22 protein-coding genes and 1 other annotated feature are annotated in these 23,848 nt (G+C 40.2%); of the genes, 6 read left to right on the forward strand and 16 right to left on the reverse strand.

Translation table 11 applies throughout. The features are described from left to right. The first annotated feature begins 8 nt into the window (after positions 1 to 8). From H8S17_RS03665 to H8S17_RS03680, 4 genes are all read left to right on the forward strand, one after another. Positions 9 to 1,097, forward strand: coding sequence for a pyridoxal phosphate-dependent aminotransferase (locus tag H8S17_RS03665; RefSeq protein ID WP_186866279.1), 1,089 nt, complete (start codon positions 9 to 11; stop codon positions 1,095 to 1,097). 137 nt (positions 1,098 to 1,234) lie between these two features. Beyond that, positions 1,235 to 1,606, forward strand: a complete 372-nt coding sequence (locus H8S17_RS03670) for a GntR family transcriptional regulator (protein ID WP_186866280.1) — start codon at positions 1,235 to 1,237, stop codon at positions 1,604 to 1,606. Beyond that, complete coding sequence (locus H8S17_RS03675) at positions 1,603 to 2,301, forward strand: ABC transporter ATP-binding protein (protein ID WP_186866281.1); 699 nt, start codon at positions 1,603 to 1,605, stop codon at positions 2,299 to 2,301. The genes H8S17_RS03670 and H8S17_RS03675 overlap by 4 nt, the downstream gene beginning before the upstream one ends. Then, positions 2,295 to 3,113 carry a hypothetical protein gene (locus tag H8S17_RS03680; protein ID WP_186866282.1) on the forward strand — a complete coding sequence of 273 codons (819 nt, stop codon included), beginning with the start codon at positions 2,295 to 2,297 and terminating at the stop codon, positions 3,111 to 3,113. Before H8S17_RS03675 ends, H8S17_RS03680 begins: the two co-directional genes overlap by 7 nt. A 103-nt stretch (positions 3,114 to 3,216) precedes the next feature. Here the strand turns inward: H8S17_RS03680 and gltA are convergent, their stop codons facing one another. The 9 genes from gltA to dapF form a co-directional block, all read right to left on the reverse strand. Further along, positions 3,217 to 4,602, reverse strand: coding sequence for an NADPH-dependent glutamate synthase (gene gltA, locus H8S17_RS03685; protein ID WP_186866283.1), 1,386 nt, complete (start codon positions 4,600 to 4,602; stop codon positions 3,217 to 3,219). After that, complete coding sequence (locus tag H8S17_RS03690) at positions 4,602 to 5,489, reverse strand: sulfide/dihydroorotate dehydrogenase-like FAD/NAD-binding protein (RefSeq protein WP_186866284.1); 888 nt, start codon at positions 5,487 to 5,489, stop codon at positions 4,602 to 4,604. Before H8S17_RS03690 ends, gltA begins: the two co-directional genes overlap by 1 nt. A 103-nt stretch (positions 5,490 to 5,592) precedes the next feature. Next, on the reverse strand, positions 5,593 to 7,227 hold the full coding sequence (locus H8S17_RS03695) for an N-acetylmuramoyl-L-alanine amidase (RefSeq protein WP_186866285.1): 1,635 nt from the start codon (positions 7,225 to 7,227) through the stop codon (positions 5,593 to 5,595). Positions 7,228 to 7,395: 168 nt separating this feature from the next. Further along, positions 7,396 to 8,208: an ABC transporter ATP-binding protein gene (locus H8S17_RS03700; RefSeq protein WP_186866286.1), complete on the reverse strand. Its 813-nt coding sequence runs from the start codon at positions 8,206 to 8,208 to the stop codon at positions 7,396 to 7,398. Next, positions 8,208 to 9,137 carry an ABC transporter permease gene (locus tag H8S17_RS03705; RefSeq protein WP_186866287.1) on the reverse strand — a complete coding sequence of 310 codons (930 nt, stop codon included), beginning with the start codon at positions 9,135 to 9,137 and terminating at the stop codon, positions 8,208 to 8,210. The genes H8S17_RS03700 and H8S17_RS03705 overlap by 1 nt, the downstream gene beginning before the upstream one ends. 237 nt (positions 9,138 to 9,374) lie before the next feature. Continuing rightward, positions 9,375 to 10,454 (reverse strand): ABC transporter substrate-binding protein, encoded by a 1,080-nt coding sequence (locus H8S17_RS03710; protein ID WP_186866288.1) that lies wholly within the window; start codon positions 10,452 to 10,454, stop codon positions 9,375 to 9,377. Between the two features lie 74 nt (positions 10,455 to 10,528). After that, positions 10,529 to 10,765, reverse strand: a binding site (T-box leader). Positions 10,766 to 10,825: 60 nt separating this feature from the next. Continuing rightward, positions 10,826 to 11,767 (reverse strand): TIGR03943 family putative permease subunit, encoded by a 942-nt coding sequence (locus H8S17_RS03715; RefSeq protein ID WP_186866289.1) that lies wholly within the window; start codon positions 11,765 to 11,767, stop codon positions 10,826 to 10,828. Positions 11,768 to 11,834: 67 nt separating this feature from the next. Continuing rightward, positions 11,835 to 12,944, reverse strand: coding sequence for a CobW family GTP-binding protein (locus H8S17_RS03720; protein ID WP_186866290.1), 1,110 nt, complete (start codon positions 12,942 to 12,944; stop codon positions 11,835 to 11,837). A 956-nt stretch (positions 12,945 to 13,900) separates the two neighbouring features. Then, positions 13,901 to 14,746, reverse strand: coding sequence for a diaminopimelate epimerase (gene dapF / locus H8S17_RS03725; RefSeq protein ID WP_186866291.1), 846 nt, complete (start codon positions 14,744 to 14,746; stop codon positions 13,901 to 13,903). 286 nt (positions 14,747 to 15,032) lie between these two features. Here dapF and H8S17_RS03730 point away from each other — a divergent pair, with 286 nt between their 5' ends. Then, complete coding sequence (locus H8S17_RS03730) at positions 15,033 to 15,920, forward strand: helix-turn-helix transcriptional regulator (RefSeq protein ID WP_243237962.1); 888 nt, start codon at positions 15,033 to 15,035, stop codon at positions 15,918 to 15,920. A 15-nt stretch (positions 15,921 to 15,935) separates the two neighbouring features. Here H8S17_RS03730 and H8S17_RS03735 read toward each other — a convergent pair whose 3' ends face one another. Next, the gene (locus H8S17_RS03735; RefSeq protein ID WP_186866292.1) at positions 15,936 to 16,244 is read right to left on the reverse strand and encodes a hypothetical protein; all 309 of its coding nucleotides are present in this window, start codon (positions 16,242 to 16,244) and stop codon (positions 15,936 to 15,938) included. An 87-nt stretch (positions 16,245 to 16,331) separates the two neighbouring features. On the opposite strand from H8S17_RS03735, the gene sigG reads away from it, so the two are divergent. Beyond that, on the forward strand, positions 16,332 to 17,111 hold the full coding sequence (gene sigG / locus H8S17_RS03740) for an RNA polymerase sporulation sigma factor SigG (RefSeq protein WP_186866293.1): 780 nt from the start codon (positions 16,332 to 16,334) through the stop codon (positions 17,109 to 17,111). Between the two features lie 13 nt (positions 17,112 to 17,124). On the opposite strand, the gene H8S17_RS03745 is transcribed toward sigG, so the two are convergent. The 6 genes from H8S17_RS03745 to H8S17_RS03770 form a co-directional block, all read right to left on the reverse strand. Continuing rightward, a complete protein-coding gene (locus H8S17_RS03745) occupies positions 17,125 to 18,723 on the reverse strand; it encodes an MBL fold metallo-hydrolase RNA specificity domain-containing protein (protein ID WP_186866294.1) in 1,599 nt (532 codons plus the stop codon). A gap of 86 nt (positions 18,724 to 18,809) precedes the next feature. After that, the gene (gene sigE / locus H8S17_RS03750; RefSeq protein ID WP_178050995.1) at positions 18,810 to 19,550 is read right to left on the reverse strand and encodes an RNA polymerase sporulation sigma factor SigE; all 741 of its coding nucleotides are present in this window, start codon (positions 19,548 to 19,550) and stop codon (positions 18,810 to 18,812) included. Further along, positions 19,541 to 20,356 carry a sigma-E processing peptidase SpoIIGA gene (locus H8S17_RS03755; RefSeq protein WP_186866295.1) on the reverse strand — a complete coding sequence of 272 codons (816 nt, stop codon included), beginning with the start codon at positions 20,354 to 20,356 and terminating at the stop codon, positions 19,541 to 19,543. The genes sigE and H8S17_RS03755 overlap by 10 nt, the downstream gene beginning before the upstream one ends. A gap of 184 nt (positions 20,357 to 20,540) precedes the next feature. After that, a complete protein-coding gene (gene ftsZ / locus H8S17_RS03760) occupies positions 20,541 to 21,770 on the reverse strand; it encodes a cell division protein FtsZ (protein ID WP_178050997.1) in 1,230 nt (409 codons plus the stop codon). 163 nt (positions 21,771 to 21,933) lie between these two features. Then, positions 21,934 to 22,725 (reverse strand): cell division protein FtsQ/DivIB, encoded by a 792-nt coding sequence (locus H8S17_RS03765; protein WP_186866296.1) that lies wholly within the window; start codon positions 22,723 to 22,725, stop codon positions 21,934 to 21,936. Next, complete coding sequence (locus H8S17_RS03770; RefSeq protein ID WP_186866297.1) at positions 22,725 to 23,846, reverse strand: FtsW/RodA/SpoVE family cell cycle protein; 1,122 nt, start codon at positions 23,844 to 23,846, stop codon at positions 22,725 to 22,727. The genes H8S17_RS03765 and H8S17_RS03770 overlap by 1 nt, the downstream gene beginning before the upstream one ends. Positions 23,847 to 23,848 lie beyond the last annotated feature (2 nt).

The raw sequence follows: 23,848 nt of genomic DNA on the forward strand, positions 1-23,848 counted from the left end.
CATGGATTATGATAAAACATAAAGAACATTTTCATGGAAGTGATCTTGAAAAGATCGAACAATACTATGGCATCAAAAAAGAGGATATCATCAGTTTTTCAGCAAATGTCAATCCCCTTGGCATTTCCCCGAATCTAAGAAAAACGCTTTCTGAACATTTAAATGCCATTACGACTTATCCTGACAGGGAATACACTTCCTTAAGGCACTGTATTGCGGAATATATCCATTCTGATGCAGAACATATCATTGTAGGAAACGGCTCTACGGAACTGATTTCTTTATTTATCCAGATTGAGCACCCGAAAAAAGCAATGGTCTTAGGTCCTACATATTCTGAATATGAACGGGAAATCTTTTTAGGCGGTGGAACTACACACTACTATCCGCTCAAAGAAGCTGATGATTTTGCTTTAAATATCGAAGATTTTACCGCCTGCTTAAATGAAAGCATTGATCTGTTAGTCATCTGTAACCCGAACAATCCGACTTCTTCTGCGATCACCCGTACACAGATGCGCCAGATCCTTGATGTCTGCAAACAGTATGACATTTTTGTCATGGTCGATGAAACTTATGTCGAATTTACAGAAAATATGGAGGAGATCACCTCGATTCCTCTTACGCATTATTACAATAATATCATTATCCTGCGTGGAACTTCAAAGTTTTTTGCAGCTCCGGGACTGCGTCTTGGCTATGCGGTGACAGGCAACCACGATCTGATCAAATCCATCAACACCAGGCAGAATCCATGGACGATCAACTCTCTCGCTGTCATTGCCGGTGAATTGATGTTTCAGGATCAGGATTATATCAAAAAAACAAGAGAACTGATCTCCTCTGAACGTGCAAAAATCTATCAGGCATTACAGGAAAATCCGAATTACAAGCCATATCCGCCAAGTGCTAATTTTATCCTTGTAAAGATTTTAAAAGAAGATTTGACTTCTCAGGATCTGTTTGACCGGACGATCCTCAAAGGTCTTATGATCCGTGACTGCTCGACCTTCCCATTTTTAGACCAGAAATATATCCGGTTCTGCTTTATGATGCCGGAAGATAACCGGAAACTATTAGATTGTCTGATGCAATAAACATATGGATCACGTTCTTACGTACCTGTGCAGTAAATGTTCAGGTACTTTTTTATTTTCTGCTTGACATTTTTTTCTTTTCATATTATTGTATTATTTAGTTAATACAACCATACATTAAGTGAGGTGATACTATCATGCCATGGAACTTAACTTCTGACCGTCCGATCTTTATGCAGATCATAGAGATCATACAGCTTGAGATCATTTCTGGCAAATATCGTCCGGGTGACAAACTGCCATCTGTGCGTGATCTTGCATCTGAGGCAGCCGTCAATCCCAACACGATGCAGAAAGCACTATCAGAATTAGAACGCAGCGGACTTGTCTATTCCCAGCGGACGAGCGGACGCTTTATTACGGAGGATGTGAAAATGATCGAAGAATTAAAATCATCTCTTGCAAAAGAGAAAATCCATGAATTTTTAGAAAATATGCAGAAATTAGGTTTTCAAAAAGAAGAAACGATCCGTCTGATGACGGAAACATTGAAAGGGGAGGAATTATGAGCACAATATTAGAATGTAAAAATCTAAGCAAAGCCTACGGTAATAAAACTGCCCTAAGCCATATCGACCTTGCCCTAGAAAGCGGTCATATCATCGGGCTGTTAGGACCGAACGGCAGCGGCAAAACGACACTGATCAAACTGATCAACGGGCTTTTAACACCAAGTGAGGGAGAACTTTATATCGATCAGAATCCGGTAGGAATTGAAAGCAAGAAGATCGTTTCTTATCTTCCTGACCATACCTATTTAGAATCGAATCTGAAAGTACGTGAGATCATTGATTATTTTAAAGATTTTTATGATGATTTTGATGAGATCCGTGCTTATGATATGTTAGCTAAATTACAGATCAATCCGAGTGACAAATTAAAAACGATGTCAAAGGGTACAAAAGAAAAAGTACAGTTGATCCTGATCATGAGCCGTCGTGCCAAGTTATACGTCTTAGATGAACCGATCGCAGGGGTTGATCCCGCTGCAAGGGATTATATCTTAGATATTATTTTAAGCAATTATGACGAAGATGCAACGATCCTGATCTCTACCCACCTGATCGCTGATATCGAAAATATCCTTGATGAAGTGATCTTTATCAAGAACGGACAGATCGAACTGACTTCTTCTGTTGATGAAATACGTGAATCACAGGGTAAATCTGTAGATGCACTATTCCGGGAGGTATTCAAATGTTAAGGAAACTATTTAAACACGAATTTAAGGAAACAGCGAAACTTCTGCTCCCATTAGATCTTGTTCTGCTTGCCGTCACTGTGATCGGCTGTATCCTCTTAGGCAGCAGCATTTTACAAAATGAATCTTTGCAGATGTTATCATTTTCCTGCATGATGATCTATATTTTAAGCATTTTTGCTTTATTTATCATTACTGCGGTATATCTGACCGTACGTTTTTACAAAACCATGTATGCGGCACAGGGTTATCTGACTCACACACTCCCTGTATCTACAATTTCCATCATTCATACAAAACTTTTGACTGCTGTGTTCTGGCTTCTGATCGCAGCTGTCATTACAACCGGTTCAATCTTTCTGCTGATCCGTATCGCAGCCGGAAATGATTGGGATCCTGCCGCTTTTTCCATTGCAGCAGATGCGCTCTATGAATCATTAGGTATTCCGTTTGGAGAATTTATGAGCTATATCATACTCTCCGTTTTACTCTCATGCTTTAGCATGGTTCTGATGATCTTCGCCAGTTTATCGGTCGGACAGTTATTTGGACAGCACCGTATCCTTGCTGCTGTCGTAACATATATTGTATTTTACATCATCCAGCAGATCATCAGCATGATCGTTTTATTCGCAATAGGTATCGGAAATACTTATGACTTTTCAGATGAAGTTTTATTATCTGATGCGCCTAATGCAGTGGCTTCTTTCTACCGTGGTACTTTTATTACCGGAATCATAGAAGCACTTATATTTGCTATTGCATTTTATATCACAGGCCGTTACATTACCTGTAAACACCTGAACTTAGAATAAGACTGCCACATACAACAAATGAACTAAAAAGCAGGGTCTAAAAACATTTTTGTTTTCTGACTCTGCTTTTTGATTACTTACTAAAATCTGTTCTGTCTATCTCTTATTTTTCAGAGAGATATTCATGGATACCTTTTGCAGCTGCTTTTCCTGCTCCCATCGCAAGAATAACGGTTGCAGCACCGGTTACGGCATCTCCACCTGCAAATACAGCAGCTTTTGAAGTTGCACCGTTTTCTTCATCGGCAACAATACATTTTCTGCGGTTGATCTCAAGTCCTTCTGTTGTAGAGGAGATCAATGGGTTTGGTGAAGTTCCTAAGGACATGATAACTGTATCTAATTCCATGTCAAATTCAGAACCTTTGATTTCTACCGGTGATCTTCTTCCGGATGCATCCGGTTCACCAAGTTCCATACGGATACAGGTCATACCTTTTACCCAGCCATTATCATCTACTAAGATCTCCGTAGGATTTGTCAAAAGATCAAAGATGATTCCCTCTTCTTTTGCATGATGAACTTCTTCCACACGGGCTGGAAGTTCTTCTTCACTTCTACGATATACGATATGTACTTCTGCTCCTAAACGAAGTGCTGTTCTTGCTGCGTCCATGGCTACATTACCACCACCGACAACTGCAACTTTCTTACCTTTCATGATCGGTGTATCATATTCTTCACGGAATGCTTTCATCAGGTTATTTCTGGTCAAGAATTCATTTGCAGAAAATACGCCGTTTGCCTGTTCTCCAGGAATACCCATAAATCTAGGAAGTCCTGCTCCTGAACCGATAAATACGGCTTCGAATCCTTCTTCTTTCATCAGTTCATCAATCGTTGTAGATTTACCGATGACTACGTTGGTTTCGATCTTAACGCCAAGTGCTTTTACATTCTCAACTTCTTTGGCAACAACTTTCTGCTTTGGAAGACGGAACTCCGGAATACCGTAAATCAATACACCGCCTGCCTCATGTAATGCTTCAAAGATCGTCACATCATAGCCTAATCTTGCAAGATCGCCTGCACAGGTAAGTCCTGCAGGACCTGAACCAATAACTGCTACTTTATGACCGTTCATCTTCTCTGCTTTTTTCGGGCGGATACCATTTTCTCTTGCCCAGTCAGCTACAAATCTCTCTAATTTACCGATGGAAACCGCCTCGCCCTTGATACCGCGGATACATTTTCCTTCACACTGGCTCTCCTGCGGACATACACGGCCACATACAGCCGGAAGTGCAGAAGATTCACTGATGATCTCATATGCTTTTTCAAAATTACGGTTCTTAACTTCCTGAATAAATGCCGGAATATTGATAGATACCGGACATCCTTTCATACACTGTGCATTTTTACAGTTTAAACATCTGCCTGCTTCTGCTACAGCTTCTTCTTCATTATATCCTAAACATACTTCTTCAAAATTCGTTGCACGAACTGCAGGTTCCTGCTCTCTTACTGGTACTTTATTTAATACGTCCATTATTTGTCACCTCCGCAATGTCCACATCCGCCATGGTGAGTATCACCTTCCTGAAGTTTTAGCATAGCTCTGCCTTCCTCTGTCTTATAGATCTGCTGACGTTTCATAGCCTGATCAAAATCAACTAAATGTCCATCAAATTCCGGTCCGTCAACGCAGGCAAATTTCACTTCACCGCCAACAGTCAGTCGACATGCGCCACACATACCAGTTCCGTCTACCATGATCGGGTTCATGGATACGATGGTCGGGATACCTAATTCTTTTGTCAACAGACAGACAAATTTCATCATGATCATAGGACCGATCGCAATACACTGATCATAAGTCTTGCCCTCATCGATCAACTGCTGAAGCTGGTTTGTTCCCATTCCATGGAATCCGTAACTTCCATCATCTGTTGTAACATAGAGATTTGTTGCTACTTTCTCCATCTCATCTACAAGGATCAGCAAATCTTTTGTCTTAGATCCCATGATCACATCACAGTCTACACCGTGCTCATGCAGCCATTTTACCTGTGGGTAAACCGGTGCTGTTCCAACACCACCTGCGATAAATACGATCTTTTTCTTCTTTAATTCTTCAATATCAGTATCTACTAATTCAGAAGGACAGCCTAACGGACCTACGAAATCCTGAAATGAATCTCCTTCTTCTAAATACTGCATACGTTCTGTAGAAGCTCCTACAGTCTGAAATACAATCGTAATAGTTCCTGCTTTTCTATTATAATCACAGATTGTAAGCGGAATACGCTCGCCTTCTTCATCAATCTTTACAATAATGAACTGACCCGGCTCACAGGTCTTTGCTACTCGTGGTGCTTTGACATCCATAAGAAAAATCTTGTCTGCCAATTTTTCTTTTCTAACGATTGGATACATCTTCATCCTCCTATACAATTTAAAAACAGTTTAAGACGGTAAAGTACCGTCTTAAACTATCATACTAGATTTTTAGTTAAAATTCAATGAATATTTTATGATCTTATTTCAATGTATCGGTATAAATGCCAAATTCATAACCGGCTTCTCTTGCTTTATCAATAAAACTTCCTAAAATATTGGTATTTGTCCATGATTCTGCATGTAATAAATAAATCGCCCCCGGATGCAGCTTATCCACTAATTTCTGTAAAGATTCCGCTTCATTTGGCTGATTATTGACATCATAATCTAAATATGCAAAACTCCAGAATACTCCACGATAACCGCAGTTATTTAAAATTGCAAGTGACTGCTCACTGAATTTACCAGCCGGAAAACGGAACAGACACATATCATAGTTGAAATTCTGTTTGATATATTCGTGGTTGCCCATAACTTCCTGCTTCTGGTCATCTAAGGATAAACTAGGAATTCCCGCTGATGGGTGTGTCACGGAATGATTTCCTAATATATGTCCTTCATCTATGATCTGACGGACTAAATCCGGATCTTCTTCTGCATACGGTTTTGTTACAAAAAATACTGCCTTAACATCTTTTTCTTTTAATGTACTTAAAATTGACGGCGTACATCCATATTCATACCCTTCGTCAAATGTCAGATAGATTTTTTTATCTGTTGTCGGAATGATGAAATCTACCGGATAATCTTTGTATTTTTCCTGATAACTCAAAGAACCTGTCGGACGATTATATTCATCTACATTACTTCCCTGTCCCCAGTTTAAGATCTCTCCGCTTAGTCCGCTGACATTGTCGATCGTTGGATAACTTAAAGTCATTCCTGTCAGAGTATCTGCCGCAGAAGTATCTTCTGTACCTGCTTCTCCACTTACAGATGTATCATCTGCTTCTCCATACTGTGCATATGTATCTAAGACTGCCTGTGTGATTGCCTGTGCATATGCCTGTTTGTTTGCATCAAACAGACGGTTATCTTCTTCATTATTGATAAAACCAAACTCTAACAGACATGCCGGCATTGTCGTATTGCCAATGACATAATAATCAGAGCCTTCTCCGGTTTCTGTTCCGGTTTTGACACCGCGGTCACGCTGTACACCGACTCCGACTAATGCATTATGGACATTGTTTGTCAATGTTTCTGTAACAGTTGTATCATTCGTTGCTGTCATCCATGTTTCAATACCATATCCTTCCCCTTTATTACGATGAAGGGAGATAAAATAATCTGCACCGGATGCATTAGCGATCGCTACCCTGTCTTTCAAAAAAACTTTTGTATCATTGTCATTTCTTGTCATAATGACTTCAATGCCTTTGCTCTCCATCTCCTGTTTAACTGCCAATGCCAATGCCCAGTTATCTTCTGATTCAATCCTGCCATTATAATCACACCCGGGATCCATTCCGCCATGCCCAGGATCCAGGCATACTGTTAAGACATCCTGTTCTGTTGCTTCTTCGGTAACTGCTATGCTTTCGGTATTTTCCGTTTTTTCTGTAGAAGATACAGAAAGTCCCGAATTGATGATCTTATTTACGATCCTGCCGTCATTTAGTTTTTTATCCAAAAACTGACATAATAATAACGTCAATGCCAATATACCAATACAAAACAGCCATTTTAATACTGCTGATATGTAATAATTCTTACTGTGTTTTTTCTTCTCTACGATTTCACGTTTTCCATTTTTCTCTAGAATATACTTCATTTTCCTTCCTCGTCTGTCCTATTTTTCTGCATATCGCATCTATCCAGTACCCCATCGTTACTGTACATTTAACAACTGCTTTTTCAGTATACCATAACTAACCCAAAAAAACAGCGTCAGAATATGGAAATATTCTTAAGAAAAACAAAAGATTTATCACAATGCCCACTATTCCTGCTCTTTTGACAATAAAATCCTGTCATTTTCCAAGCGTTTTCCGGCATTGATGCGGAATTTTTCTAACAGATCATCCATCGTAAGTTTACTTCTTTCTTCGCCTTCCACATCAAAGACAATCTGACCTCCGTCCATCATTAACGTACGGTTTCCCAGTTCTAATGCCTGATGCATATTATGAGTGACCATAAGACAGGTAAGTTTTCTCTCTGCAATGATCTGCTTTGTCAGTTCTAATACTTTTTCTGCTGTTGCCGGATCAAGTGCCGCAGTATGTTCATCAAGCAGAAGGATCTTAGGTGTTACCATTGTTGCCATCAAAAGTGTTAATGCCTGGCGCTGTCCACCGGAGAGCAGTCCGACCGGCTGTTTCATGCGGTCTTCTAATCCCATATTTAACAGGGATAACTGTTCCCTGAACTTTTTCTTATCCGATGTTTTGATCCTGCTGAAATATTCATGCCGTAATGTCGATGCCCTTAAATAGGCAAGTGCCATATTTTCTTCAATCGTCATATTGGGTGCAGTTCCACGAAGCGGATCCTGAAACAGATGTCCGATCTCTTTACTCCTGACATATTCTTTCACATAAGTGATATCTTCTCCGTCAAGTACAATCTGTCCCTCATCGATATAAAATGCTCCGGTGATCGCATTGAACATCGTTGACTTTCCTGCACCATTACTTCCTACGATCGTTGCAAAATCTCCTTCTTTTAAATGCAGGCTGACATCCGACAGTGCTTTCTTTTCATTTACCGTTCCCGGATTAAATGTTTTACTGATACCGATCAACTCTAACATTACTGCATTCCTCCATTCTTTATACGGCTTTTAGCATTGGATTTTTGTCTGACAAATGCTGCATGTTTCTTTAAATACGGAAATGCGATTGCTACTGCAACAATGATCGCTGATACTAATTTCAGACATTCCGCCGGAACGCTTAATCTAAGGGCAACTGCCACGATAAAACGGTACAGACAGCTTCCTAATACAACACCGATCACACGTCTTGCAACAGAACCTTTTCCGACCAGCGATTCCCCAATAATTAGACTTGCAAGGGCAATCGTGACCATTCCTGTTCCAAGGTTGATATCACAGGATTTCTGGTACTGTCCTAAAATGCCGCCCGATAAAGCAGTAAGTGCATTAGCAACACACAGTCCTACAGTGACCGTCATCGTTGGATTGATACTTGATGCACTGACCATAGAAGCATTATCTCCTGTTGCACGGATAGAAAGCCCAAGTCTTGTATTTAAAAACCATGCCAGTAAAAGTCCGACCACAAGCACGATACCTGCAACGACAAAGATCTTATACCAGTTACCACCAATCGCATTTTTCGCTATGGAAAATATCGTATCACAGTTAAACAGGTTAACATTTGAAGCAAATCCCATTACAGCAATGTTGATCGTATACAATCCTGTATTGACGATAATTCCTGCCAAGATGGATTCAATACCCATTTTTGTCTGTAAAAATGCCGTTATGTAACCGGAGCAGATACCCGCTGCCATAGCGGCAAACAATGCCAAAACCGGATGTCCTGCGATCGTTACCATCGCACAGACGGCACAGCCTAAAGTAAAGCAGCCGTCTGTGGAGAGATCTGCGATATTTAATATGGAAAATGAAATAAATAATGCCAATGCTACTAAGGAATAGATCAATCCTAATTCTAATGCGCTCTGCACAATGGACAATGTAAAAATAGAACTCATGTCCAAAACCCTCCGTTATCTGTTTTAATCAATATTATGACGTTAAAGTCAAATGTATTTTTACTTTCATTTGATACACGAATTGTTCCGTTGCTACGCAACTCCCACAATTCTACACACATTCGGAATCCGCAGATTTTCCAAGGAAAATTGCTACTTCCTCATGTGTGAGCGTGTCAACAAGTCAGAAATCTTATCCTGCAAGCAGGAACGATTTCTGACTTGTTAACCCTTGTATCATTCAAATTCTTCATTTGTTGCTGTTTCTTTGACAGCTTCACACATATCTGAGAACTTGCTGTAGTCAAGTCCGATCGCTGCTGCGGTATCTGTGTTGACAGTTGCAATGCCATTGTCTAATAATTCTACTGCAAACTCTGCTGGTTTTTTGCCATTTACTAAAACTTCTGCTGCCATATCTGCTGTTTTTGTTCCTAATTCTTCATAATTAACACCATATCCTAAAAATGCTCCGTTTAATGCAAATGAGTCAGCTCCTGTATAATGTGGGATCTTTGCATCTGTAAATTTCTCATAAATAGCCAGTTCTGCTGTCATAACAGTATTGTCTGTTGGTGTGAATACTGCATCTACACCTGCTGCAACTAAGGCATCTGCTGCTAAAGAGATCTCATCATTGGTTGTTCCTGTTTTTTCAATAACTTCTACACCTTTATCTGTGCAGTATGCAATCGCATCTTCTACCGGAGTTTTAGAAGAGTCCTGACTCTTGTCATAGAGGATACCGACTTTTTTGATATCCTCATCTGCTGCAAACATCAGATCCATAACTGCCTGTGTATTTAATGCATCACTTGTTCCTGTAATGTTAGAACCCGGTGCATCTAAGCTGTCTACTAAACCTGCACCTACCGGATCAGATACAGCGGAAAATACAACCGGTATCTGGTTATCTTCTGTTGCTGCCTGCATGATCATTGCTGCCGGTGTTGCGATTGGAATAATCACATCTACATTATCTGCAACTAATTCAGTTGCGATCTGGTTTAATGTCGTAGAATCTGCCTGACCATTGAATGTATAATCTGCATAATCAAAAGTAACACCCAGTTCTTCTGCCTTTGCATCTAATTCTTTTTCAATCGCAGATTCGATTTGATTTAAAGATGCATCATCTACATACTGTACGATTCCTACTTTGTAAACATTTCCATCTGTTGTTTTCTCCGGAGCTGCTGTCTCTGTTGCTGTGTCTGTCTGTGCCACATCTGTTGTTCCTGCGTTGCTGCCGCATCCTGCGAACATGCTCATTACTGTTGCCATTGTTAATACGATTCCTAATGCTTTTCTTTTCATAATATTTTCCTCCTAAATCTTTGTAACAAGTTTGTATGCGTTTAGTGAAACATAAAAACCGCCTCAAGCTAAAAGCCTGAGACGGTAATAAAATCTATTATCGCGGTACCACTCAAATTGACAAATGTCCACTCTCTCATGTACGCATCATACATGCCGTATTGGTAACGGGTACGGTTCCCGTCGACGCCTACTGTTAGTTCAGGCCGCCCTCAAAAGTCCATTCGGTAAGTCCTTTATACTGTAATCCCACCATCTACAGCTCTCTGAAAATCCACACATTACTTACTACTCTTTTTCAAAGGTTTCTTATTATTTTTCTTTGACTGTTTTATACTTTAATACCCAAAAGTTATTTTGTCAAGTAATTTTTATGAGAAATATACCAATTCGTCTTCCGGTTTTTCTGCCGGTTCAATGCTGATTGGATATAAAACCGGTCCTTTTCCCTTATATTCTTTGGCAAATTCCACATGGATCTCTGCAACAATACGAATCCATGTTTTATGTCCGATACTCTTTGAATCTGCATATTTACACTTAAATCCCAAGAATGTCACATCTTCGATACAGCATGTCATTGCAAATCTTCCCGGTACGAACATTCCTTTTTTCATCTTATCGGGATTGTAGACTAAAGCTAGAAATTCCACTTTTTTGCCATCGTATTTTTTATAATTTTCCTGTGCATCCATATACCAGAGTGCATAATCTGCATCTGTGATCTCGATGGTATCTGCATTGATATCAAATGGCAGTTCCTCCTCAGAATCATCGATCGATCCGTCTTCTCTTTCATAAACAAGCTGTGCCGGACGATTTACAGATTTTACAGCTGCCCTGAACTTTGTCTTTGGTGTATTTTTTGTACAACGGTTGAAGATCACGACATCTGCTTTAAAAAACTGCTCTGTGATCATGGCACGCATATTATTCAGATACATTTCAAAGGTTGTCGCATCTACAGTTGCAAGTGACTGTACGATCACCCAGCCTGCCGGCAGTTTTGTTTCAAGGATCGTATCGATACCCCATGTTCCATTGTATTCAATGAAAATCTGATCCGGCAGATACTGAAGATTGATATTTTTTAACAGATCTTCCGTAAAATCTTCTTCTTTTTCGATCATCAGAAGTTTTGTATTGGCTCTTTTTAACTCTGCTTCATCATATTCTTCATCTCCGTCTTCGCAGACGATCAGCAGAGTCTTTGCTCCCTCACCAAAATCTTCTTCAAGCAGTGTCTGGCGGATCAAAGTTGTTTTTCCACTATCCATAAAACCGGTAAATAAATATACTGGTATTTCTTCCATCTGATTCTTCCTTTCTGTTTATATATGTAAGACACTACCCACCTGTGATAAGGTGGGCATCATGATTTTAGGCAATTCCAAATAATTCTTCTAACTGTTTTTCATCTACATTTGTTCCGATGACACAAAGCCGTCCGGTGTAATCCGGTTCTCCTTCACGGATTTCATACTCACCCGGAACCATATCAAAGTAGATCCAGCCGCCATCTACATTTTCTACCATACCTTTTGCTCTTAAGATAGAACCATATTCTTCTGTTTCTGCAAGTGTCTTAACTGCTTTTTCAATATCGGCTTTTGTAAATTTATGAGGTGTTTCCTTACCCCAGCTTGTGAATACATCATCTGCATGATGGTGGTGGTGATGTTCATGGTCGTGCTCATGGCAGCCACAAGTACAATGCTCACCATGGTCGTGGTCGTGATGATGCTCGTGCTCATCGTGATGCTCGTGCTCATCGTGATCGTGGTCGTGGTGGTGCTCATGCTCATCATGATCGTGGTCGTGGTGATGCTCATGTTCGTGCTCTGCTTCTTCTTTTTTGTGTGCTTCTTCTGCTAAGACTTTCATCTCTAAAGAATCCTGTCCTTCGATAACTTTTAAGATCTGCTCTCCTGCGATTGCATCCCAAGGTGTTGTAATGATCGCAGCTTTTTTATTGAGTTCCTGCATCTGTTTTACACACAGTTCTAACTGTTCCGGTGTGGTATTCTGTGTTCTGCTAAGAACGATCGTTGTCGCAAATTCAATCTGGTTATTGAAAAATTCACCGAATGCTTTCATCTGTTTAGATGCTTTCTTTGCATTTACAACGGTTACTAATGCATTTAATTTTACATCCTGCTCTTTTTCTACATCGATAACGGATTTCATAACATCGGATAATTTACCTACACCTGATGGTTCAATGATGATACGATCCGGCTTATAAGCCGTGATGACTTCGTTTAAGTTCTTACCGAAATCACCAACTAAGGAACAACAGATACAGCCTGAGTTCATTTCTGTGATATTGACACCGGAATCTTTTAAAAATCCTCCATCAATGCCTACTTCCCCAAACTCGTTTTCGATCAGTGCGATCTTTTCATCTTTATATACTTCATCTAACATTTTCTTGATGAAGGTTGTCTTTCCTGCTCCTAGGAAACCGGAAATAATGTCAATTTTTATCATGATATATGCCCTCTTTCTTTGAAACTATACTTTTCGTTTTCTGCTAGAAATCATAGTCTTAAAGTGGGGATTTGTCAAGTTTCAGTTTGTTGAGGATTTTTGAATGGCTTAACCGGAAGGGAGTGAGCCTGTGTCGTGAAGGGATTTGAACAACTGCATTGGGTGCGTATCCGGCTGACGGGGGTATGCCCGGCTTTCTGGTACGCCTAAGCAGGCGATGACATAAGCGTTTATTTCAAAAACTGCCCAAAACTCGCTTCTTACATAGTGGCGTTCACTATGGTATTGGGCTCAGACAGTTGGGCAGTTTTTACGCTTATGTCATCACCTGCTAAGGCATACACGAAAGCTGGGCAAATACCCCCGTCAGCCGGATACGCACCCGATGCAGTTTTATCTACGTTTTGGGGACACAGGCAATTTACGGTTTGTAGGGGCTGCCATCAAAAATTCTGACTGTGGGTATTCGTTGTAGTTTCTTATATGCAAATTAGTGCTTCTTCACTCGTTTGATACTTCGATAGTGAAATTTAAGGATTGTATCCCAATGGTTCAACTGCCTGTGTCTGCATAAAATACAAGCAAACAGTCCGGGTGTCCCCATACCGCCTGTAAATTTTATTGGACGGCTTTTGTGTGTGCCTTAGCAGGCGGTGACATAAACGCCAAGAACTGCCCATCTGTCTGAGCTTAACAACATAGAAAACCTGCTCTACGTCACAAGCGAGTTATGGGCAGTTTTTGAAATAAGCGTTTATGTCACCACCTGCTTAGGCACACTAAAAAGCGGACACGAAACTTACAGGCGGTATGGGGCACTCGGACTGTTTGTCACTACCTCCTTATCTGACACAGGCTTCACCACAAAAAACAATCTTTAAATTTCACACACCACTATCTAAACATATATATAAAGAACTGTCAGCCTGCTGACGGATAGACTCTATGTCTGACTGCTACGAAAAGAAATTCTCCTCCAACGTAAATACCCCCACTTTCTTCACACTTCCTGTCATATAAATATCTCCATCTTCTGCAATCATGATCTCTAGCGTTCCACCCGGCATTTCGACTGTCATTTTGCGGTCTACAAGTCCTAGTCGATATGCTGTTGCTGCAGCTGCACAGGCACCTGTACCGGACGCTAGTGTATAGCCTGCTCCACGCTCATAGATTTCAATGCGAAGTTTATCTCTTCCTTCCACTTTGCATAGCTGCATATTCATACGGTTTGGAAAATACGATGCATTTTCAACATACGGTCCTAATGCCCTTGCCGCTTTTCCTGATACATCTTCTGTCATGATCACGCAGTTTGGATTTCCAACGGATAAACAAGTTGTATTATACAATGTTCCATGGAACATCAATGGCTCATTGATCACTTCATGCTCGATTCCATCGACTGGTATGGCAGTGCTCATAAAATCTGCCTTTCCCATATTTACCCGCATATATTCTGCATTTTCATCTAAAAATTCAATTTCCACATCTCCGGCTCTTGTTGTCAGGACAAATTGTTTTTCCTGTACATACGATGCATCTTTTAAATACTTTGCAAAGATCCGCACACCATTTCCACTCCGCTCTGCTTCGCTTCCATCAGGATTAAAGATCGCCACCTTGATCTTGCCATCTTCAAAAATCGGACCATATAAAATTCCATCTGCCCCTACCCCGAAATTTCTCAGGCAGAGTCTTTCTATATGACGTTCCTGTAAAGCAAGATGATTCCGGTTTGGATCTAATACCAGATAATCATTTCCGAGTCCATGATATTTATGCATTGTAATTGTACCCATACATATCCTCCTATGATCCCTGATGCGCTCTTAAAATTCTCTGTTTAAAAAATTCCAAGACCACATCATTTTTAAATTTTTAACGTTTCTGTTTTCTACTGTCAACTTATGTTTCAGATGGCTGCATTGTATTTCACTATTCTTAAATCATCTGCCACACCAAACTTACTTTATATTATATTCGCATATTTTTACAATTAAACATCATTTTATGCTATTTGTATTGCAAAAAGTGTTATTCCGTTATAAACTGAAAGAGCATAAAAATCACAGGAGGAAACTCACCTTGCATCAGGAAGAAGAATTATTTCAGAAACTAGCAGAAACACAGAAAACCGGATATCTGAACGAAAATTTCCGTTTGTTCCATCTGCGTGACAAAACAGAACAGGAATTTCAGTTTCACTATCACGATTTTCACAAAATCGTGATCTTTATATCCGGCAATGTAACCTATTTTATAGAAGGAAAAGCCTATTATCCAAAACCATGGGATATTCTTCTAGTCGGACGCTACAACGTCCATAAGCCGCTGATTTCAAAGGACAGTACTTATGAGCGTATCGTTATCTGGATCAAAAATGAATTTATCGGATCTTATCACGACACAGAAGATAATATTTCTGCGTGTTTTTCTCATACAGACAATCAGGGAATCCATCTGATCCGTCCTGCGGCTGATCCGCAGCTGATCATCCGGGAGATCTTATTTCAGTTAGAGATTGCACTTTCCTCAGACAAATTTGCAGCACCGCTTTTAGCTACCACTTTATTCCTGCAATTACTGATCTACATCAACCGGATCACACTTTCACAAAGATCTGTCCATTCTTCCTCTTTTACATATGATAAGCAGATTGAGGAGATCATGCAGTTTATCAATCATAACCTGTCTGCTGACCTCTCAAATAATGCTCTTGCAGACAGATTTTACTTAAGCCGTTACCATCTGATGCACAAGTTCAAAAAAGAAACAGGATATACCCTTCATAATTATATTGAGCAAAAGCGTCTTGCCAATGCCTCTGCCCAGATCAAAAAAGGTATTCCTGTTATGAAAGCTGCCAAAGACAGCGGTTTTTTAGATTATTCTACGTTTCTTAGGGCTTTCCGCAAAAAGTACGGTATATCACCAAAAGAATATGCAAGACATACTGCTTCCTTAACCCCATAAGCCGACAAGCGGCATCTACTGCTTATTTGCTTCGATTGTTTCTTCTAACTGTTCTTCCCGTTCCCCTAAGATCTTACGGATCTGTTCTTCCGTCACTGGATCCATTTTCTCCTGCTTATCTGCTGCCGCAGCATGCTCCTGTTGTTCTGTCTGCCCCACAATTTCTTTGATCACCCCATATTTAGCATCTTCCACAATTTCTTTTGCCTTCTCTATCTGCTGTTCTTCTACTTCTTCTTTTGTCATATAATGCACATTATAGTTTTTGACAATACTTCTTGCACATTTTTCTCTGAAATCTCTTTCGTCAATTAAATCTCTCATCTTAATCTCCTCATTTATCATGAATAAAAAAAGCCAAAAGTGAGAATGATTCTACCATAACTACTTTAAGGAACTGGAGGTCTTCCCATGGCTGTCTACAAAGTTGAAATCTGTGGTGTCAATACATCAAAACTCCCTATCCTCAAGGAAGAGGAGAAAGAAGCATTATTCAAAAAAATCAAGGCCGGTGATCCTGCTGCCCGTGAAACCTATATTAAAGGCAACCTGCGTCTGGTCTTAAGTGTGATCAAACGTTTCTCTAATAATAACGAAAATGTAGATGACCTCTTTCAGATCGGATGCATCGGTCTTATCAAATCGATCGATCATTTTGATGAAACGATCGGTGTAAAATTCTCTACCTATGCGGTTCCCATGATCATCGGTGAGATCCGCCGTTATCTCCGCGATAACGCTTCCTCCATCCGTGTCAGCCGTTCCCTGCGTGATACAGCCTACAAAGCCATCCACGCAAAAGAACAGTTGTTAAAAACATCCTTTAAGGAACCAACGATTCAGGAAATCGCTGATTCTACCGGTATTCCAAAAGAAGATTTAGTCTTTGCACTAGATGCCATCCAGACGCCTCTTTCTCTCTATGACCCTGTTTATACAGATGGTGGCGATACCCTCTATGTCATGGATCAGGTCAAAGATAAGAAGAATAAAGAGGACAACTGGGTGGAAACACTTGCTATCGGCGATGCGATGACACATTTAAATGAACGCGAAAACCGTATCGTACATCTCAGGTTCTTTGAAGGCAAAACACAGATGGAAGTTGCAGAAGAAATCCACATCTCACAGGCCCAGGTCAGCCGTCTTGAAAAATCGGCTCTAAAAAGTATGAGAAATTATCTTTCTTAACTTCTGCCACCCTTTAGCGTTCCCATTTATCACAAAGTGAATTGATCTGGTCTGCAAATTTACCAAGTTCTTTATTTGGCATACCTTCGCAGCGGTTAATGACTGTAAGCAGTCGTTGTCCGGCTGCAAGAAGTCTTGCAAAGATATTTGAAGAAGCACGTACTTTTGTATCTTTCTTCTCTATCTGTATGCGGCTGCCCTGCGCAACCATCTCTCCTGTCAGCAGGTCAAACGTATCTCCGCTATATGGTGCATAAGCATCTTCTGAAAGTTCACTATGTAATAGTGCTGCAAAAGATTCACATACCTTATCATCTCCATGTACAACAAAGATCTTCTTTGGATGTTTGATCTTTGAAGCCCATTCTAATAAGTGATCCCGGTCTGCATGACCGCTGATACCCGGAAGATTGCGTATCTCCGCTTCTACATGGATTGTTTCACCAAAGAGCTTTACGTCTTTGACTCCGCCAAGAAGTGCATTTCCAAGTGTTCCGGGAACCTGATAGCCGACAAAGAGGATCGTTGATTCCCTTCTCCAGAGGTTATGCTTTAAGTGGTGGCGGATACGTCCGGCTTCACACATACCGGATGCGGATATGATAACGACCGGCTTCTCAATGAAATTGATCATCTTTGACTCATCACTTGTAACTGCCACTTTTAATCCGTCAAATCCGATCGGATTGATTCCCTGCTCTACTAAAGATAAGGCTTCTTCATCAAAACAGTCAGCTACATTCTTATGAAAAATGTTCGTTGCTTCTACTGCCAACGGACTGTCTATGTATACTTCAAAATCAAGAAAACGGTCTAATAAACGTTCCGTCTTTATCTTTCTAAGAAAATACAGCATCTCCTGTGTCCTGCCTACGGAAAATGCAGGAATGACAACATTACCGCCCCTTGCAAATGTACGGTCAATGACTGCTGCTAATTCTCTTGAAAAATCAGGTGGTTCTACATGGTTTTTATCTCCATAAGTAGACTCCATGACAACATAATCTGCTTCTTCGATAAATTCCGGATTCTTAATAAGCGGCTTACCGGAATGCCCAATATCACCGGAAAATGCCATCTTGACTTCTTTGTCATTCTCCCGTATCCACATCTCAATACTTGAAGAGCCTAATAAATGTCCTGCATCGATAAATCGTACATCTAAATTCTCATCAATTGAAATCTTCTTATTGTAATCACATGGGATCAGAAGTTCGATTGCTCCTTGTGCATCATCCATATTATACAGTGGTACAACTTCCGGTGCTCCTGCACGACGTGCTTTACGGTTTCTCCACTCTGCTTCAAACATCTGGATATGTGCACTATCCTTTAACATGATATTACACAGCTCACAAGTTGCTTTTGTTGCAAACACCTGTCCCCTGAATCCATGGCTGTATAAAAGCGGTAATAATCCCGAATGATCGATATGCGCATGTGTGATTAAAATATAATCGATTTCCGATGGATTGACCGGAATATCCTGATTCACATACAGATCCGGTCCCTGCTCCATACCACAGTCCACTAACAGATTCTTTTCTCCAAATTTCAAAAAATGACAGCTCCCTGTCACTTCATGATCTGCCCCTAAAAATTGCAATTGCATAGTATCATCTCCTCGCCTATTATATAATCAGATTATACCACATATTCATGTGTCATGAGTACTATTTTTATGCAATTTATCATCTTTTATTCCAATCTGATCATCTCTTTTTTTAGCCGCCGCATGATCTTCTTCTCAAGCCTTGAGATATAGGACTGCGAGATGCCAAGTTTATCCGCAACTTCCTTCTGTGTCAGTTCTTTCCCCTTACCTCTCCCTACGCCATAACGCAGTTCTACGATCAGCCTCTCCCGGCCGGATAATTTATCGATTGCTTTGCCTAACAGATGATGTTCTACTTCGGCCTCGATATCCCGGTAGATCACATCTTCATCAGTTCCCAGAATATCAGAAAGCAGCAGTTCATTTCCGTCCCAATCCACATTTAAAGGCTCGTCAATGCTGACTTCCATTTTGGTTTTGCTGTTTCTTCTTAAATACATCAGGATCTCATTTTCAATACATCTGGATGCATAAGTGGCAAGTTTGATATTTTTATCCGGGTTAAAGGTATTGATCGACTTGATCAGACCAATTGTTCCGATTGAGATCAGATCTTCCACACCAATACCGGTATTGTCGAATTTTTTTGCAATATAGACTACTAAACGCAGGTTATGTTCAATCAGACAGCTTTTCGCATATTCTGCCCCGCTTGTGGACAGCCGCATGATGCAGTCAGCTTCTTCCTCTGCTTCAAGCGGTGGTGGAAGGACTTCTGTCCCACCGATATAATGAACATCATTTTTGTTTCCTAACATCATCTGGTATACAGATGGCATCCACTTAAACTGGATCTGTTTTGGAATATTTACTTTTATATACATATCTCTTCCTCTTTTCTTCCCATTTTTCCACCCACACAACGGTTCAATATCATCTGGTACGGTCTGTGTTCAAACAATCTGTCATCTGCCGCCGCTAATACTGCCGGTGCAAGTTCTATTTCTTTTTCATCCCATTTTATTTTGATTTTTTCTACCGTAAATACTTCTAATATGCCATTTTTGCATCCGACAGAAGAAAATGGCACAAGCCGGATCGATGCCTGTTCCTGTTCTATAAGCATTTTATAAACATTTCTCGAAATAATATGTACCGGTTGTCTGACATATGGATCGATCAGATTATTCCCTGTGTCATAAAGTGCCTGCACATCTAATGTTTTCCCCTGATATTCCACACTGACCTGATAAAAACAATGCACCTTTTTTCGCCTCTGACGTAGAATATATAGAAATACCAATACCGGCACAGCCGCAGATAAAAGACACAGCTCATAATAACTGCCGCCTGCTATCGTATGGTAGAGCCATTCCACACTTCCACCTAACAGGAGTATTGTAAAATACATCAATCCAAAGGCCTTTCCATATATCCTCTTTCCTGCCGGGAAAAAACAACCAATGACCATTCCCGGATTCACAATAAAATGTATACAGAGCAGATAAAGATCATAATCTGTGATCACAAGAAACAGCACACAGCCAATGACACTGCTTACTGCGGAACAAAGCAGATACCGGAGCAGTTTTTTCTTTTGCTGTAAGATCTCACTGGTTAAATAAACTGCCAGAAAATCCAGATAAAAATTACTTAGGAAAAATACATCTGCATAAAATTCATAGTTCACCCTTCACCTCCAGTTTCCTCTGCTGATGCCTATTATAAAAGAGTATCCCCTGATTTTTTGTCAAACTGCGGAATATATTTTTGAAATTCATCTTACTAATACGACAAAAAAAGAAAACTGCCACATCTATGATCTAAAAAACATAGATGTGGCAGTGGATTTCTGTCAATATCTGAATATCTGTTTATTTTCTTGTCGTCTTTAGGAAGGACGGAATCTGGATATCCTTCTGCTGTACAGAACTTTCCGGTTTCTGCGGCTTCTTAATACCACCATAATTAAACGGTGTTGTTGTCGGCTGCTGTGTATTGTTTCCTCCCATGCCAAGTGAAGAACTATGTAAACCTGAAGTCTGTGATGTTACAGGTCTCGTCGTATTGGTAAGTGGTCTTGTCGTATTGGTCATGGAACGTCCTGTTCCTAAAGAGGACTGGTATCTCATTCCCTGCATTCCTGATGATGACTGGTTCTCAAGTCCTGTCGCAATGACGGTGATCGTTGCTTCATCTGTCATGCTCTCATCATACTTCGCACCAAAGATGATATTTGCATCATCACCAGCTAAATCCTGTACATAACTTGCGGCATCATTTGCATCCATAAGAGAAATATCACCGGAAATATTGATGATAACATGGGATGCTCCTGTGATCGTTGTTTCAAGCAATGGACTTGCAACGGCAAGTTTTACAGCTTCGATCGCCTTATCATCACCCTTTGCTTCACCGATACCGATATGAGCCATACCCTTATCTTTCATAACGGTCTGTACATCTGCAAAGTCTAAGTTAATAAGTGCCGGAACATTGATCAGGTCAGTGATACCCTGAACTGCCTGCTGTAATACTTCATCTGCTTTTCTGAGTGCATCCGGCATGGTTGTTCTGCGGTCTACGATCTCAAGTAATTTATCATTTGGAATGACGATCAATGTATCAACACTTTCTTTTAAACGGTCAATTCCTGAAATTGCATTGACCATACGTGTCTTTGCCTCAAACTTAAATGGTTTTGTTACAACTCCTACTGTAAGGATACCCTGCTCTTTTGCAATTTTGGCAACCACAGGTGCAGCACCGGTTCCAGTTCCTCCACCCATACCACAGGTTACAAATACCATATCCGCTCCCTTGACAGCTGCGGATAACTCCTCTGCACTTTCCTCGGCTGCTTTCTGTCCAACCTCCGGCTGTGCACCTGCTCCTAATCCTTTGGTTAATTTTTCACCGATCTGGATCAGTGTCGGTGCTTTACAGAGCATCAAAGCCTGCTTGTCCGTATTCACCCCAACAAACTCTACTCCACCGATATTTTCGTCAATCATTCTATTTACTGCATTATTTCCAGCTCCTCCTACACCTATTACAATAATCTTTGCACTGGAATCAGCATCTGTTGTTTTAATCTCAAGCAAGGTATTTCCTCCTTCTTCTCTACCCTATATTTCTATCTGAAGTATTTTTCTTCCATTTCGTATGAAAAAACGCTATATCTTGATAAAAATAAACTCTTATACTCTATAATATAGTTTTTCTTATAAATAATCAATAAAAATTTAGATTTTTTTGTGACTTTTTTTAATTTGCTTTATCGAATATGATATCCGTTGTATTTTCGGTCCAGTTTTCAATATGTAATGTTCCCTGCATCCCCGATAACTGCGGCAGGATATAGGAAAGACGCAAGATCTTTTTGGATAGATTTTCCGAACTGCCAAGCAGGACTTCAATACTTCCATATGACAGGGAAATATCTCCGTTCCCATCGAACATTATCTTATCCGGTACGATCTCATTTTTCTTTAACGTCTGCGTCGTTGCCAAAAGACTTTTTAAGATCTTCTCATCTTTTAATGGAAGTTTCTCATATAAAACTACCTTTTTACAGTTAAGTCCCTCAATCTGCGGAATATGTTCTATGATCTCTTTCGAAGTTTCGACGACAAATCCGTCTTTGTCAAAATATGCATTCTGGGAAATTGTGGGGATATAGAGATATCCAAGGATTCCTTTTTCATATACATGGACTTTTAAGGTATGCGGATTTTTAAGGGATATCTCCATTGTATCGACAAATGGAATCTCTTTTGTTTCCAAAAAGCGGTATTTCAACACCACATACAGAGAATTCCATGAATAATCGTCACTTAATACGAATTTCTCGATCTGCTTATCCGAATAATGTTCGTTGCCCTCGACAACAACTGTTTTTACCGTAAACACTTTCCAGACGATAAGAACAGCTGTTGCTATGACTGCCAGAAAAGAAAGTAAAATGATCAGAATGATCTTTCTTTTCTTTTTCCGTCTTCTTTTTTCCCTTAAAAATTCCTTTCTCTCCCTGTTATCCACTTCATATCTTTCTGCCATCATACCATCTCCAGCTTAATTCTGCGCGATACGCTAAGTGCCAATCCCATCTCTGTTAAAAGAATCGCAACGGAAGTACCTCCATAACTGATAAACGGAAGGGTAATTCCTGTATTTGGGATCGTATTTGTAACTACTGCGATATTTAAAATCACCTGAATGGCAATATGTGCCATGATGCCAACCACGATCAATGCTCCAAACAGATCAGGTGCATTGTTAGCGATCACCAGGAACCTCCAGATCAAAAGCAGAAATAAGAGGATCACACAGATTGCTCCAAACAGACCTAATTCTTCGCAGATGATGGAAAAGATCATATCATTCTGTGCTTCCGGTAAAAATCCTAATTTCTGCATACTTTCGCCTAAACCTTTACCGAAGAGACCGCCGGAACCGATCGCATATAATCCCTGCAATGTCTGATATCCTTTTTCATAATCTTCCGGATGCAGCCAGATTCTAAGACGCTCTGCACGATAGCTTTCTACCATGATAAAAACGGCACCAACACCGATTACCAGACCGCCCATTGCAAGAAACTGCCCATATTTTGGGCTTGCCACAAAGAGCAGACATACCGCAATTCCAAGAATGATAATCGCCGTACTTAAGTTATTGACAGCTACGACAACAACGATTGGAAGTACGATCGCAAGAATCTTAAATACCGTCATCAGGCTTCCGATCTGCTTTGGAATCTTACTGATGATCGTTGCTAAAAATATGATGACTGCAAACTTTGCAAGTTCGGATGGCTGGAAAGAAATTCCTCCGACACGCAGCCATCTGCTTGAACCATTATATTCTGCACCTGCAAAAATAACTAACGTACAAAGTCCTAATGCCGCAATATATGCCAATCCACTCAGACGTGTCCATATATGATAATCCACATGTGCCACAATAAACATTCCTCCAAAGCCAATCAGTGAAGCAAGCAGCTGTTTTCTCAGGTAAAAGGCTGAATTACCAAACTTCACCTGTGCATTGTAGGAACTTGTACTGTATAACATGACCAGCCCAAAACCCACCAGAAAGATAATGATAAACAGCAGTGTATAGTCAAAATATTTGATTTGCTTTTTTTCTTTTTCCCTCTTTTCAGGTCTTCGGCTCATAA

Origin of the sequence: Roseburia zhanii (assembly GCF_014287635.1) — a bacterium.
GTDB classification, from domain to species: Bacteria; Bacillota; Clostridia; order Lachnospirales; family Lachnospiraceae; genus Roseburia_B; species Roseburia_B zhanii.

Excerpts from the sequence above, each read along its gene's own strand:
- gltA (WP_186866283.1), bottom strand. The coding sequence starts at position 4,602 with ATGGACGTATTAAATAAAGTACCAGTAAGAGAGCAGGAACCTGCAGTT.
- H8S17_RS03695 (WP_186866285.1), bottom strand. The coding sequence starts at position 7,227 with ATGAAGTATATTCTAGAGAAAAATGGAAAACGTGAAATCGTAGAGAAG.
- H8S17_RS03735 (WP_186866292.1), bottom strand. The coding sequence starts at position 16,244 with ATGAGAGATTTAATTGACGAAAGAGATTTCAGAGAAAAATGTGCAAGA.
- H8S17_RS03745 (WP_186866294.1), bottom strand. The coding sequence starts at position 18,723 with ATGCAATTGCAATTTTTAGGGGCAGATCATGAAGTGACAGGGAGCTGT.
- H8S17_RS03765 (WP_186866296.1), bottom strand. The coding sequence starts at position 22,725 with ATGGCAGAAAGATATGAAGTGGATAACAGGGAGAGAAAGGAATTTTTA.
- H8S17_RS03665 (WP_186866279.1), top strand. The coding sequence starts at position 9 with ATGATAAAACATAAAGAACATTTTCATGGAAGTGATCTTGAAAAGATC.
- H8S17_RS03705 (WP_186866287.1), bottom strand. The coding sequence starts at position 9,137 with ATGAGTTCTATTTTTACATTGTCCATTGTGCAGAGCGCATTAGAATTA.
- H8S17_RS03690 (WP_186866284.1), bottom strand. The coding sequence starts at position 5,489 with ATGTATCCAATCGTTAGAAAAGAAAAATTGGCAGACAAGATTTTTCTT.
- H8S17_RS03710 (WP_186866288.1), bottom strand. The coding sequence starts at position 10,454 with ATGAAAAGAAAAGCATTAGGAATCGTATTAACAATGGCAACAGTAATG.
- H8S17_RS03770 (WP_186866297.1), bottom strand. The coding sequence starts at position 23,846 with ATGAGCCGAAGACCTGAAAAGAGGGAAAAAGAAAAAAAGCAAATCAAA.
- dapF (WP_186866291.1), bottom strand. The coding sequence starts at position 14,746 with ATGGGTACAATTACAATGCATAAATATCATGGACTCGGAAATGATTAT.
- H8S17_RS03700 (WP_186866286.1), bottom strand. The coding sequence starts at position 8,208 with ATGTTAGAGTTGATCGGTATCAGTAAAACATTTAATCCGGGAACGGTA.
- H8S17_RS03670 (WP_186866280.1), top strand. The coding sequence starts at position 1,235 with ATGCCATGGAACTTAACTTCTGACCGTCCGATCTTTATGCAGATCATA.
- H8S17_RS03720 (WP_186866290.1), bottom strand. The coding sequence starts at position 12,944 with ATGATAAAAATTGACATTATTTCCGGTTTCCTAGGAGCAGGAAAGACA.
- H8S17_RS03715 (WP_186866289.1), bottom strand. The coding sequence starts at position 11,767 with ATGGAAGAAATACCAGTATATTTATTTACCGGTTTTATGGATAGTGGA.
- sigG (WP_186866293.1), top strand. The coding sequence starts at position 16,332 with ATGGCTGTCTACAAAGTTGAAATCTGTGGTGTCAATACATCAAAACTC.
- H8S17_RS03680 (WP_186866282.1), top strand. The coding sequence starts at position 2,295 with ATGTTAAGGAAACTATTTAAACACGAATTTAAGGAAACAGCGAAACTT.
- sigE (WP_178050995.1), bottom strand. The coding sequence starts at position 19,550 with ATGTATATAAAAGTAAATATTCCAAAACAGATCCAGTTTAAGTGGATG.
- H8S17_RS03675 (WP_186866281.1), top strand. The coding sequence starts at position 1,603 with ATGAGCACAATATTAGAATGTAAAAATCTAAGCAAAGCCTACGGTAAT.